Annotated in this window: 10 protein-coding genes; 2 read left to right on the top strand and 8 right to left on the bottom strand. The window is 42.9% G+C overall.

The genetic code is table 11. The features are described 5' to 3' along the window. Positions 1-8: 8 nt before the first annotated feature. Both SKC38_RS00345 and SKC38_RS00340 read left to right on the top strand, forming a co-directional pair. Positions 9-3,305 carry a glycosyl hydrolase gene (locus SKC38_RS00345; protein WP_377974119.1) on the top strand — a complete coding sequence of 1,099 codons (3,297 nt, stop codon included), beginning with the start codon at positions 9-11 and terminating at the stop codon, positions 3,303-3,305. Between the two features lie 2 nt (positions 3,306-3,307). After that, the gene (locus SKC38_RS00340) at positions 3,308-4,108 is read left to right on the top strand and encodes an SDR family NAD(P)-dependent oxidoreductase (RefSeq protein ID WP_377974118.1); all 801 of its coding nucleotides are present in this window, start codon (positions 3,308-3,310) and stop codon (positions 4,106-4,108) included. A gap of 75 nt (positions 4,109-4,183) precedes the next feature. On the opposite strand, the gene SKC38_RS00335 is transcribed toward SKC38_RS00340, so the two are convergent. From SKC38_RS00335 to SKC38_RS00300, 8 genes are all read right to left on the bottom strand, one after another. Further along, positions 4,184-5,746: a hypothetical protein gene (locus tag SKC38_RS00335; protein ID WP_377974117.1), complete on the bottom strand. Its 1,563-nt coding sequence runs from the start codon at positions 5,744-5,746 to the stop codon at positions 4,184-4,186. Beyond that, complete coding sequence (gene glf / locus SKC38_RS00330) at positions 5,718-6,860, bottom strand: UDP-galactopyranose mutase (protein WP_377974116.1); 1,143 nt, start codon at positions 6,858-6,860, stop codon at positions 5,718-5,720. Before glf ends, SKC38_RS00335 begins: the two co-directional genes overlap by 29 nt. A 31-nt stretch (positions 6,861-6,891) precedes the next feature. Then, complete coding sequence (locus SKC38_RS00325; protein ID WP_377974115.1) at positions 6,892-7,734, bottom strand: VOC family protein; 843 nt, start codon at positions 7,732-7,734, stop codon at positions 6,892-6,894. Next, positions 7,731-8,219, bottom strand: a complete 489-nt coding sequence (locus SKC38_RS00320; RefSeq protein ID WP_377974114.1) for a DUF4442 domain-containing protein — start codon at positions 8,217-8,219, stop codon at positions 7,731-7,733. Before SKC38_RS00320 ends, SKC38_RS00325 begins: the two co-directional genes overlap by 4 nt. Positions 8,220-8,229: 10 nt before the next feature. After that, the gene (locus SKC38_RS00315; protein WP_377974113.1) at positions 8,230-8,670 is read right to left on the bottom strand and encodes a GNAT family N-acetyltransferase; all 441 of its coding nucleotides are present in this window, start codon (positions 8,668-8,670) and stop codon (positions 8,230-8,232) included. After that, positions 8,660-9,142: a methyltransferase family protein gene (locus SKC38_RS00310; RefSeq protein WP_377974112.1), complete on the bottom strand. Its 483-nt coding sequence runs from the start codon at positions 9,140-9,142 to the stop codon at positions 8,660-8,662. The genes SKC38_RS00315 and SKC38_RS00310 overlap by 11 nt, the downstream gene beginning before the upstream one ends. A gap of 137 nt (positions 9,143-9,279) precedes the next feature. After that, positions 9,280-11,982 (bottom strand): hypothetical protein, encoded by a 2,703-nt coding sequence (locus SKC38_RS00305; RefSeq protein ID WP_377974111.1) that lies wholly within the window; start codon positions 11,980-11,982, stop codon positions 9,280-9,282. Positions 11,983-12,243: 261 nt separating this feature from the next. Beyond that, the coding region (locus SKC38_RS00300) for a hypothetical protein (RefSeq protein WP_377974110.1) at positions 12,244-13,671 on the bottom strand (1,428 nt) is incomplete at its 5' end.

Raw genomic sequence — 13,671 nt, 5'->3', positions numbered from 1 at the left:
TCAAGCACATGAAGAAGCATTTCGGATTCGCGGCACTGGTTGTCGCGAATCTAACTGCGTACGCGCAAGTATCTGATTTATCAAAGGGTTTTGTTCAGCCGCCCCACACTGCGCAACCGCGCGTTTGGTGGCATTGGATGAATGGAAATATTACGAAAGACGGTATCCGAAAAGACTTGGATTGGATGAAGCAATCGGGTATTGGAGGGTTTCAAAATTTTGACGCGAGTTTATTTACACCCCTAGCGGTCAAAGAAAAACTCGTCTACATGACTCCTGCCTGGAAGGATGCGTTCCGTTTTGCAACGGATTATGCCAAAGAAAAAGGCTTAGAAATGGCCATCGCCGGTTCGCCGGGTTGGAGTGTGACAGGTGGTCCCTGGGTGGCGCCTTCAGACGGCATGAAAAAATATGTTTGGTCTGAATTGCGCGTTCAAGGTGGGCAAAAAATTACTGTCGCTTTGCCGCATCCGTCGGATATCACAGGACCCATGCAAAATGTGCCTTTTGAGGCTGGAGGATTTGCCGCAGGTTCTGCCGAAAAGGTTGTCAAGCATTATCAAGATATCGCCGTTTTGGCCTATCCTATCGCTTCGCAAATCCAGTCGGCGCGCGACTTAAAACCACAAGTCAGTTCCAGTGGAGGGCAATTTAATTTGGCCGAATTAACGGATGGGGATTTGCATCACATGAGCTATTTGCCACCGATGAAAATAGGTGAGCAAGCTTGGATTCAATATACGTTTGAAGCGCCAACCGAAATTTCGAGTGTGATGCTTTCCAATGAATCATACGGTGAATTAGCGGCATTTAATGGCGGAGGAAATAATCGAAGTATACAAGTAAGTGCGGATGGGGTGAATTTTTCGGAAGTGGTCAAAGTGCCGCCAACCATCACCTCACAAACGACGGTCTCATTTGCTCCTCAGCGCGTGAAAGCGATTCGTTTATGTTACCAAACGGAGAAGCCGGGGGATGTGGGTATTGCTGCCATGTTTGGCATGCGTCCTTCCACCGAACCCAAGGGGATGAAAATTTCGGAATTTAATGTGTTTACTACGCCGCGGTTACATCTTTTTGAGGCCAAAGCGGGTTTCGAAGCACATAAAGAATTAGCCGTTTCAGGGACTCCCGTTTCAAAAGGGCCTGCAGCAAATCAGGTGATTGATGTGACGAAATTTGTACAAGCCGACGGTACCTTGTCTTGGGATGCCCCAGCGGGAAATTGGGAAATTTTGCGCTTTGGATATTCCTTAACGGGAAAGAAAAATCACCCGGCTTCGCCAGAAGCAACGGGTCTGGAAGTGGATAAATTAGACCGAGGAGCGGTTACGCGCTACATGGAAAATTACCTCGATCAGTATGCGCAGGCGACGGGTGGCCAACTAGGCCCTGGTGCTTTGAGTCATATGGTTTTGGATAGTTATGAGGCGGGACACATGAACTGGTCGCCTACATTTGCTGCCGATTTTCAGGCAAAAAGGGGATATGATTTGAAGCCTTGGATGCCAGTTTTGACAGGTCGAATCGTCCAAGATGCGGAGGCGAGTGAGCGTTTTTTATGGGATTTTCGCAAGACGATCGGGGAGTTGATCGTTGAGAATCATTATGAGTTGATTGGTGATTTATTAGCCAAACGCGGCATGAAACGTTATACAGAGTCACATGAAAATGGGCGAATTTACTTAGCCGATGGTATGGATGTGAAGCGTAAAGCTGATATTCCCATGGCGGCGATGTGGCAGCCGGGGGCATTGGCAGCTGGGAAGGATGAAGAGCCGCGTTCACGGGCCGACATACGTGAATCTGCTTCTGTGGCACACATATATGGCCAAAACATCGTTGCGGGCGAGTCAATGACGACAGCAGGGAATTCCTTCAGTCCGCATCCGGGAACATTGAAACGAACGGCCGACATGGAATTAGCTTCCGGATTAAATCGTTTTGTGATACATACCTCGGTGCATCAGCCTCTGGATTCGTTGTTTCCAGGTTTGACCTTAGGACCCTTTGGACAATGGTTTACGCGCCAAGAAACCTGGGCGAAACAAGCGAAGATTTGGGCGGATTATTTAGGTCGGAGTTCGTATATGTTGCAACAAGGTCACAATGTGGCAGACATCCTTTATTACTATGGAGAGAACCAAAATATCACTTCTTTGGCGATGAAATCCTTGCCTAGCATTCCGGCAGGTTTTGAGTTTGATTATGTGAACGCGAGTGCCTTACGCGATGCCATTGATGTAGAAAAAGGTCAATTTGTTAGTCGGGGGGGTAGTCGCTATCAACTATTATATTTAGATGAAACGGCGAAACAGATGACGCTGGTGACTTTGAAGCGGATATTCTTTTTAGCACAAAAAGGGGCTTGGATAGCCGGTACAAAACCTATTTCTAGCCCAAGTTTAGCAGATTCAGAACAAGAATTTCAGCGGGTTTTAACGCAATTGATTTCCTTACCTTCGGTTCATTTTGGCCATAGGGCTGATGCTGTTTTAGCGTCGAAATCGTTGGCAGCGGATCTACGAGTTTCGGGTAATTCCGCCGAAGTATTGTTTCAGCACCGGCAGGTAGGAGACAAGGAAATTTACTGGGTGAACAGTCGGTCGGATCAGGCCAACAAAGCCTCGTTATCATTCCGGGTTAGCGGCAAGATTCCGCAGGTGTACAATCCAGAGACAGGAGAAATATCAGCGTTATCGTATCGGATGCAGGAAGGAAGAACGCTGATAGACATGGAATTCAGTCCTTGGGATGCGAAATTTATTGTGTTTGAAGGCAATGCTAAAACTAAGTCGCTTGTCGTAAAAAAGCCAGCCCAGGTTTCTTCTATGACAATTTCAGGACCTTGGCAGGTTAAATTTCAGGAAAATCGGGGTGCCCCTGAGATGATAACTATGTCGGAATTACAGGCATGGAATCAGCATGCGGATGCAGGCATTAAGTATTTTTCTGGAACGGCTACTTATTCACATGCGATTGAGGTGCCTAGTACTTCTGCGGGTTCGAAGTGGCAATTGGATTTAGGCGATGTGAAGAATTTGGCAGAAATTTATGTGAATGGGCAATGGGTGGCGACGTGCTGGAAGCAGCCATTTGTTGCGGATATAAGTAAGCAATTGCATGCAGGAGCGAATCAGCTTGAGGTGAAGGTGGTGAACTCTTGGGTGAATCGTTTGGTCGGAGATGCACAGCCTAATGTGAAGCGAATTACGTACCTTTCAATGCCCATGATGATTCAGCCGACGATGCCTTTGGAGACATCCGGATTATTGGGGCCTGTTCAAATTCACCAACTGAAATAGCCATGAAAATCGCAGGAAAAGTATTCTTAGTTACGGGTGCCGGAAGTGGCATGGGCCGTGAAATGACACATCAAATAATTGCCAAAGGAGGAAAGGTTGCAGCCTTGGATATTCATTTGCCTCAATTATTGGAGACCCAACAAATTTGTTCGGGTGGAGCGGCGAATTTTTTGGCTTTGGAGGTGGACATTACGGACCGCGCCAAGTTGCTTGCTTTGCCGGAGCAGGTGATTAAGCATTTTGGGCAGATTGATGGCATCATCAATAACGCCGGAATCATTCAGCCTTTTGTGAAGGTGAAGGACTTGGGTTTTGATCAAGTGGAACGGGTGATGAATGTTAATTTTTACGGCTGTGTGAATGTCACGAAGGCTTTTTTGCCTCATTTATTAGAACGCCCTGAGGCGCACATCGTGAATATTTCGAGCATGGGCGGGTTTCTACCTGTACCGGGTCAAAGTATTTATGGAGCAGCCAAAGCGGCGGTTAAATTATTTACCGAAGGCTTGTATGCAGAATTGAAGGAGACTGCTATCCATGTTTCGGTGGTATTTCCGGGGGCAATCGCGACGAATATTACGGCAAATTCAGGCATCGAAATACCTAAGGCTTCTTCGGGTTCATCGGGGATGACCGCTTTGCCGGCCAACGAAGCCGCGCGTATTATTTTACACGGCATGGAGACGAATCAATACCGAATATTGGTTGGCTCAGATTCCAAATTCATGGATTTCTTGTGCCGCTTAGCGCCTGAATATGCGACAAACTTCATCGCGAAAAAGATGAAGGCGCTGCTTGGATAATTATCAGTTTCTTGAACTTTTTCCTATATACCTTTGCCAAACCTTGGAGGATTGGCAAAGGTGAGTGGGGGAGGGTTATTTACGGATGAAAATCCGATTGTTGGATATCGTCGTGTCTAGGGTATAATTTTTTAACACGTAATTATTTACCGCAGCAACTTTTTCGATAGGAGCCAAATAACCAGGATCATCTTGCGTAGCATCAATAACGAAACGGGCCTGACTTCTCTCCAAATCTTGAAGATATCGATGAATATGATTTTGTTTTAAAACCGACTCCTGCATACAATGCAATGTTTGGTTTTCGGCCACAGCTTGAAGTACATCAGCTTCGATGTAAAGCTTACCTTGCCATCCCCAAACACTCATTTTATCCCCTTCTTTTGCCCTTGATTTAATGTAATTCGCGACAGGGCTTATGTTTAAGGCTGCGTTTGTTTTCATCAACTTGAGATGGGCTGAAATTTTGCTCATATAAACCTCCTCCACCAGCGTCCATCCCAAAAACAGGATAAAGGGTAGTAATATAATGCGCGTATTTTTTTCTGTTTGCAAGGAAAGCGCCTGCGCAAACAATAAACCTAACGGAAAAACTAAGAAATGTAGGTAGTGAGGAAAGTTGTTTTTTGTAACGACAGCAGCATATAGGCCCGCTACCAACAAACCAAAAATGAAAATAAAAATGGGATTACTTAGCCATTGCATTTTCCGTTTCCCAATTAGCATGGACACCCCGATGATCCCTATCCAATAGAAAAAGAAGTCAAAACTTTTGCCCAATAGTTTTACCACATTGATAATCCCATAGGCTCGTTTATTCGTCCCGGTGTAAATAATATTGTCTTCAATATAGTAAGTCCAAAAATCTTCAAGTAGATTAAAATAGTTCAAGAATACGAGCAAAAGCAATGGAAAAGTGGCCACACCCACGATTCCCCCCATTAGTGATTGGGGCCATGTTTTTTGGCGTAATTGAAATAACTGGAATACCGCCATAACTGCGATTAGCGGTATCGCTTGTAATTTTGCAAAGGGAATTATTCCTACGATCAGCCCTAAAAAAAAGTAATATAGGCCATGCGACTTTTTATTTACATACATAATAGCCTGTATGTAAATGGCTATGTTTAATAAGAAGATAGGGAACTGCTCACTGGAGTAATGCAAGAAGTCCGGATGAATCACAAATGTAAAGAAGATTGCCACATATACAGATGCTTGCAAGGCGGCTTTTTTCCCAAATAAGAGGCATGAGGTTTTGTAAAACAACAGGAGGTTACAAATCAGTAAAATAAAGCCGACCAAACGAATCGAGCGGAAATCAATACTTTCTTGAAAAAGGGTCACCACAAGTGCGCTGTAGTAAGTTGCAGGGCCAACTGTCCCACCATCTGCGGATTGCCAATAAATGGGGTTCTTCGCGAGTGCTCTTAAATTAGAAACCATTTGGCTCTCGTCGACATTCAGTTGGTTATTGTACATCAACACCGGAAGTCGCATGCAAAACAACATGAGCAAGCCTAATCCCGCAAACAAATAAATGGAAGTGTTTGGGCGTTTGTAGCACAGTATGACAAGTGCAATTGCCAACAAAAGACTAAGGTAAAAATTATTGAATTCCGGTTGTAGTAGAATCATTCATGGATTTTTTTGTAAATGTATTCACCATCGTCAGTGCCCGATCAATAATCTGGTGCATGTCATAATACTTGTATTCGCCCAAGCGCCCCCCGAAAAATACCTGCTCTTCTTGATTAGCCAACGAACGGTATTTTTGGAACAAATCATTATTCACCTGGTCATTTACCGGGTAATAAGGCTCCGTCACATCCGCCTTGTAAGGCTCCGGATATTCGTAACTAATCCAGGTACTCGGTGTTTCGTTGAACTCAAAATGCTTATGCTCAATAATACGCGTATAGGGAATTTCTTCTTCCGTATAATTCATCACCGCAACACCCTGGTGATTTGGATAATCATGTTTGACATGATCAAAACGCGTTGTTTTATATTCTAATTCGCCGTGTTGATAATTGAAATAGGAGTCGATTGGACCGGTGTAAATGACCTTATTTGCCATCGCATTAAAGGTTGATTTATCTGCCAAATAATCCACGCCTAAACGCACCTCAATGCCCTCCAATAGTTTTTCGAATATCTGCGTGTAGCCTCCTTCCGGAATGCCTTGATAGCGGTCGTTGAAATAATTCGTATCAAAAGTAAAACGTACCGGTAAGCGCTTGATGATTTCCTTTGGTAGCTCCTTCGGGTCCTTCATCCATTGTTTGGCGGTATAGCCCTTGATGAGTTTTTCGTAGATGTCTTTGCCGACCAACTTAATCGCTTGCTCTTCCAAATTTTGAGGTTCGCCTTGGATATCTTTTCCCTGTTCGGCAATAATTTGTTGGGCCTCTGCCGGCGTGTTTACATTCCACAACTGGTTGAAGGTCCACATATTAAACGGCAAAGCGAATAATTCCCCTTTGTAATTGGCAATCGGCCGATTCGTGTAATGGTTGAATTTGGCATATTGATTAATCCATGTCCAAACCTTTTCATTCGAAGTATGGAAAATATGCGCCCCATATACGTGCAAATGAATATCATCGCGCTTTTCTGTGTAGCAATTTCCCCCAATGTGATCGCGCTTCTCAACAACTAAACACGAATAGCCCTGATTCGTCAATTCTCTCGCACAGATACTGCCGAAAAAGCCGGCGCCAACAATCAGGAAATCATAGGGTTTTTGCATGAGCAAGCGTTTATTTGGGCTGTAAATTTAGCTATTTTTCACAAGCCTTTTCTAAATCAGCGATGATGAATTTTGACATTTGTAGAAAGGCGTATGTTGCTTTGGGTGCGGTCTCTGGATCCGACATGAATTTTCCCAAACTACTCGGGACTACCTGCCATGAAATGCCATATTTATCCTTCAGCCAACCACATTTCCCGGGAGAACCTCCGTCAGTCAGATGATCCCAGAAATAATCAATTTCCTCTTGTGTATCCACAACGATGACTTGCGAAACCCCTTCCGAAAACGAAAATGCATGCATGTGCGAACTATCCATCGCCCCGAATGTCTGCTTATTTAACTCAAATTGAGCATAACTTAAATGTCTCGCGACATCCGCGCCACCTTCCCCATAGGGACTTAGGTGAACGGTTTTGGAGTCCGGAAAAATCGACGTGTAATAGGCAATTGCCTCCGCCGCCTTCCCATTATTATCTTCCGTAAACATCATGCTGGGATATACCTTATCGCCGCTGACATGGTCTAGCATCAATTGCCAGTTCACGCCAAATTTGTCGGCAACCCAGCCGTATTTGCTGCTCCAAGGATAGGTATTTAGAGGCATCATGATGTTGCCTCCCTCAATGAGTTGCGCCCAAATTCGATCAATTTCTGCCTCATTGGCTGCATTATAGAAAAAGGAAATCGATGGATTAATTTTATACTCAGGCCCGCCATTCAGATGCATGAAGCGTTTTCCGGCGAGTGAGTAATTCACGGTAAATGGATTTTCGGAAATCAATTGGATATCGGGAAAGACCGATTCATAAAAGGTAAATGCGTCTTTGGCTTGTTTATCAAACCACAAACAAGTCATGATGGGATGGTTCATATGGATTTTGCTTTAAAACTCCAGGTAAATGTAAATTCGGCGACAATGACGCCTTCTAAATTTTTGCCAATGGCCTTGGATGTCAACTTGACTCCTTCGCCCGTTCTGACCGTTTCGTCCACAGCAGCTTCCATCGCTTTGCCATCTTCACAAGTGAAAAAGATGGTTCCCGTCGCTTTTTTAACGAAGGTAGCCTCTACCTTTTCGACCAACATACTTACAGCCGGTTTCCGATTGTATACTTGGGCAAAAGCGAGCATTCCGCTACTCATTTCAGCTGCCATCGCTTCTACTGCGAAATACATGGAGCGGAAAGGATTTTGATTAAACCAGGATAATTTAACCCGTACGGTGCAGGTTTCTTCATCAAAGTGATGAATGTTTAAACCCGACCAGAAAGCCGCGGACAAATTTTTGAAGATAAAAAACTTGAATAATACAGGCGTAGTAATGATGCGTTTAAATGCGCCGAAATTAGGATTCATAGCTTCGTGTTTAGGACGATAAATGTAGGTCTTTTCGTTGCATTTTAAAAATGATTTCCCCGTTGGATTTTTGGCCAGTTTGGTCCCAACCCTTGTGACGATAAAATGCCTCCGCACGCGTTCCGGGTTCTGTTCCTAAAATCAATTCGGTTTGTCCCGCTGCGAAATAGGCAACAACCATCGTATCATGTAAGCCCGACCCAATTCCCTTTCCTTCGAAATCAGGGTCAACAAAAAGGGCCCAAACTTCGCCTGCGTCTACATCCACAATCGCAAAACCCATTATCTGATCGGAATCCTCACATACCCAAGCGGCTCCCTCTTTCATTAAATATGGGATGTAGTCGGATTCTTGAACAGCCAATGGATTAGTCAAAACGTTTTCCTTCACAGCCATGCGAATGCGGTGCATGGCAGGAATATCCGTGACGACAGCTTCTCTAATAAACATAGGGGATGAGGGATTTTACTTGTTGGGAATACTTCAGATAAGATTCACCATATCGTTCGCGTAATTTTTGCTCCTCCAATCTGCTACCTATCCAGATGTAGGCATAGCTGATGATGAGTATGGTCAACATATTGCTAGATGGGAAAAGTAGGTAAAGTCCTGCGATGAAAATAATTGTTCCAAAATACAGCGGATGTCGGACATAACGATACATCCCTGACACAACTAATGTCGTCTGTTTTTCGGGTTCAAGTCCTAAAAATTCCCTGAGGTTAAATGCGCGGAAAGCGAGTATAATCAAGATGAATCCCGTGACGCTAAGGGTCATTCCCAGATAGATGTTGAGGGCTTGAGCAGCTTTTGGTAGGCTATGTACAAGTAAAATGCCTAAGCCCAGGATGGCAATGATATTGTATAGGATTCGGTAATAAGCGAAAAGAGTTGGCCAGGTTTTGGAAAAATAATTCTTCACTCTTGTGCTTGCTAAAAAGCTGTGGACAAAGAAATATAAGAGCCAAGAAATTGTAAGCCAAGTGGTAGTCATAATCTTTACAATGATCTACCAAATCTAATTAAAATTATGACTTATTCGTTTCGAAGTTTTTCAGATTAATTACTTGTTGTAAAGCTAATTTCTTCTCCGTAGCTAGTTCCTTGTTTATTTGTAGCATAAGCTCTGACATAATAAAGTGTATTGGGACTTAATCCCGTAAGGTTAGAAACAAATGCTCCAATTGTCCCTGTTTCCGTAGTGAAGTTGTGTTCTATTGTAGCCCCAGGTAATCTTCTCCAGCAAACCCCTCGTGCAGTAACGTTTTTCCCTCCGTGTGAAACGACGATTCCTCCTGAGCTAGCTGTTGTGCTTGTGATGTTTGAAATCGTTTTAGTGTATACTGTTGGCGAATTTAATGAAATGATTGCTTCCCCATATTGGTTGTGTCCCGTACCAAAACCTCTTGCTCCATTTTTGTTAACAACCTGAGCGCTTATTGTAGAAAGTTTACCCGTTTTAATAAGTCCGTTTTTGGGTAATACTGAAATGGTAGATTGTATACTTTTTTCTGAATGGGAAGCCGTTTCTGCTTGTGTTGCAGTAATGGTGGCATCACCTTGACCTACGAGGATAACTTGACTACCTACAATCTTGACCACGCTGGTATCGCTGCTGCTATATGTGAAGGAACCTGAGCTGTTAGAGCTTGGAGGTGTTAGATTAAAGTTAGCCTGTCCTATTTGTTTGATAAGTGATGTGAAGTTAGACTGTATCGGAATTTCCCGAGCTAAAAATTGGATAGATTCACTGGAATCGTCAACGATTTTATTAGCATCTGTTTGGGTTTGGGTGTTTGTGAGCACATACGTTTGGGTGGAATTTGCATTTAGCGTTTTGACCGTAGTAACGACTGTGAGTCTGTGTTCCTCACTGGGATACATGGTTCCAATATTCCAATTGAAATCAGATCCTGAAGCGGTCCACGTACCAAAAGATGGTGTAGCTGAAATAATGTTAAGGTTGGTCGGAATTTGATTTCTTATGACTAGATTGGTTAAATTATCATATCCTAAGTAGGCTGCTTTAATTGAAAAAGTAATGGTTTCTCCAGAGTTGACGGAGTTTTTGTCTGCCGTAATAGAAGTAACTACTTCTGGATTACAATCGTAAAGAGATTGGGAAGCTGATTGATAATCGCATGAACCGGTGGAAACGATTACGTAATAATCGCCTGCAATCGATGGTGTATAAGTTGAGTTTGTTTGACCTGGGATAAGAACTCCATTTCGATACCAGGCGTAGGAAGGAAAACCGGCCGTTGCCACGAGGGTAGATCCTGGGAGACATCCGTCACCTGAGATGTTTACATTGATACTTGGGATAGTTTCAAATCCCGAAAAATATCCAGAGGCTCCAGCATTTGTATTCACAAGAATGAAACCTACAGCAATAGGTCCTGGAGCTGAAACTGCAACGTCCCCAGAAAGGCCACTGAGGTAATAGGTTTTCCAGTCAGAAGTGCCGCTAACTGATTTTTTTGCGGCTTGTAAGGTTGCTAAACTGACAGTATTAGTGCCATAATTAACTACGATATCTGCATCGTTGATCGCAGTAGAAGCGATTAGGGTGATTCCGCCCGTCATCGTGAGTCCGGCAATGTCTGTTATGTTCGAGATATTATCTACCTTATTACTCAAAAGGCAGTTCACGGGTGCTATGAAATTTAGATCGACAGTTTGAGTAGCTGTGGATCCTGCAAGACATTGAAAGGCATAAGCTTCTTTGGATGTTTGGACATACATGTTACCGCCTGGAACGGAGGATGTTGTGGATGAGGTTGAATAATAGGAACCTGGAATAATGTAGTAATCACCGTTATTGATTGTGGCGATTTCAGTTGTAGAACCATTTACATAGATTTTAGTGCCGTTTTGAGTAGCAACGATAATGGCAAATTCTGACTGATCTGTTCCGTTTCCTCTTACAAAAACATAATCGCGCCCTAAGGTGTTTTCGGGTATGATTTGGTCGGCTCCACAATCTTGGTTTGTTACATTCAATACAGGCTGAACATGTAGTTGGCCCACACTCATAGCTATGGGCTTGTCGGATGTAACGGAGGTGCCAATCCAGCCATCTACATTAGGAGATCCGGCTGTAGATGGAATAGATTCAAGTACATAACTTTGTCCTTTATTGAGTGTAATTGTGATGGCATCTGCAGTAATACCCGCTGCATTGCTACCGCTTCGAAAGGTGCAGGCAGGGTTATATCCAAATATATTTACGATTGTATTATCTTCTGTAGCCATGATACCCATCGAGTTACTTAGTAATGCATAGCTACCACCTCGATTTGGCATTCCTCCCCATTTAAATGCGGTTCCTAATGCTGCTCGACCTTTAGAGGTAACAGAAGTAGCTTGGGATCCTGATTTACCTCGATAATTAACATAAAATTTTTCTCCGTTTCTTGATTTAAAAATTAGGCCTCCGATGGATTGAACAACTCCTGTATTCGTGTTATCCATCATGGAAATATTGTTTTCGGTGGATGATGTTGTTGTTGGAAGTGTGAACGTACCTGCACTCGTTTTTGAGATGGTTACGGATGTGTAGGTTGTTGTACTCGTTCCGCGGTAAACATCCACGACGAAACTTGTCGTATTGGGTGTGGTTAAATAAATTTTATGATCAAATATGGCATAATTTGGAGAAGATTCTTGTTTCAGTGGTGGCAAATAATGAAGATCACTGAGTTGGGCTACACTACTATAAGCCATTAAAATAAAACAGGTAAAAAGTAGTCCTTTTTTCATATTAATAAATGTTGTAAAATCATTGGTAAAAAATGAATCGACATGTTTGCCAAGACTCTTCTTGTAATTGGCATTTTTGTTAGGTAAGAAATACGCTTGTCAAAATCTATTTATTACTATGTCCAAATTTTTTAATCTTATTGGGTGAATTTCTCGCAGCCTGAAGGCTAGAATACTAATTTTTTTGAGTTGAAAAATAACTTGCTTGTTTCTTAAGGCTGCTTGATTTAAACATGTACAAGCATTGCATTATTATTCTCATTAATATTGGTAATCAAATTGAATTCTATCCCCAACAGCTAAATCGTATGCACCATTGTTTGTTGGAATGTAAGTAACAGTTGAGCCACTAATCGTGTAAGCCGTATTGCTAATTCGGATACCATTAATGTACATTCGCACTTTTGAAGTTGTTGCTGGAGTATGTGCTAATGTGAAACTTGTTTGATTTAGCGTAGCGCTTGCTTCTTCATTCGAGTCTTGAGCTTGAGCTGTTGCTGTAGATGTTGTCCATGCAGGTAAACCATTTGAAATTGTTAAAACTTGGTTTTCTGTTCCTCTGGCCAATCTTGCTGCAGACCCTCCTGAAATCCCATAGATGATATCTCCTGGGGATGTCATTGGTGATAAGGCATCAAATGCTGCAGTTTTATTTGTGGCACCTGTTCCTCCCTGATTGATTGTTACAGCAGTTTGATTCGTTAATATAACTGCATCTGAATTTGGTAAGGTATATGTTTTTTCTATTCCTGTTGCTCCCGTAAATTTAGTGAATCCATTTCCTGTCCCTCCAAAATTTGATGCAATCACACCAGTTACATTCGCTGATCCATCAAAACTATTTCCATAGATTAGCCGAGCGTTTAATAAGGTACTTGCTGTGCCCGCGGCAGGTGCTGCAGAAATCCAAGTTGTCCCATTTGATGTTAAAATATTTCCTGAGCTTCCCGGTGACACAGCACCCAAATAATCGGTTCCTGCTATTGCAATGCTAGGTATCCCCGAGCTCGTTGTATTTTTTAATAATCCTGTTGAAAGTCCTGCAAGCGCTACTCCATTAATTTTCACAACGGTCGGCGCCGCAGCAGTTCCACTTAAATCTCCCGCTAATTGAATTTTACCTTTTGTGGTTGCATCCGCATCTACGATGGTGGAAGAGGCTATTTGTGAATCGACGTAAGATTTTACGGCTTTGACACTTGGATATTTAGTGTCTGAAGTCGCATCTGTTGAAACGCTAATCGACTTATTACTCAAGTTTTCTTTATTGGCCAATCCAGGTACGGTCGGAGTTGCAGCAGTTCCACTTAAATCTCCCGCTAATTGAATTTTACCTTTTGTGGTTGCATCCGCATCTACGATGGTGGAAGAAGCGATTTGCGAATCGACGTAAGATTTTACGGCTTTTTGTGTAGGGTATAGGATGTCTGAAGTACCTAAAGTCGTAGCAGTAGATTTGTTACTTACATCTTCTTTTCCTGCAACGGTTGTTTGCAAAGCTACACCTTGTGTGGCAGAATCGACGTAATCTTTTACGGCTTTGACACTTGGATATTTAGTATCTGAAGTCGCATCTGTTGAAACGCTAATCGACTTATTACTCAAGTTTTCTTTATTGGCCAATCCAGGTACGGTCGGAGTTGCAGCAGTTCCACTTAAATCTCCCGCTAATTGAATTTTACCTTTTGT

The organism is Aquirufa echingensis, assembly GCF_042714525.1.
Classification (GTDB): Bacteria; Bacteroidota; Bacteroidia; order Cytophagales; family Spirosomataceae; genus Aquirufa; species Aquirufa echingensis.
Note: the sequence above shows the minus strand (reverse complement) of the source record. Positions and strands in the feature narration are given on the sequence as shown.

Coding starts and splice junctions, on each gene's coding strand:
- SKC38_RS00345 (WP_377974119.1), top strand. CDS start 9: ATGAAGAAGCATTTCGGATTCGCGGCACTGGTTGTCGCGAATCTAACT.
- SKC38_RS00340 (WP_377974118.1), top strand. CDS start 3,308: ATGAAAATCGCAGGAAAAGTATTCTTAGTTACGGGTGCCGGAAGTGGC.
- SKC38_RS00335 (WP_377974117.1), bottom strand. CDS start 5,746: ATGATTCTACTACAACCGGAATTCAATAATTTTTACCTTAGTCTTTTG.
- glf (WP_377974116.1), bottom strand. CDS start 6,860: ATGCAAAAACCCTATGATTTCCTGATTGTTGGCGCCGGCTTTTTCGGC.
- SKC38_RS00325 (WP_377974115.1), bottom strand. CDS start 7,734: ATGAACCATCCCATCATGACTTGTTTGTGGTTTGATAAACAAGCCAAA.
- SKC38_RS00320 (WP_377974114.1), bottom strand. CDS start 8,219: ATGAATCCTAATTTCGGCGCATTTAAACGCATCATTACTACGCCTGTA.
- SKC38_RS00315 (WP_377974113.1), bottom strand. CDS start 8,670: ATGTTTATTAGAGAAGCTGTCGTCACGGATATTCCTGCCATGCACCGC.
- SKC38_RS00305 (WP_377974111.1), bottom strand. CDS start 11,982: ATGAAAAAAGGACTACTTTTTACCTGTTTTATTTTAATGGCTTATAGT.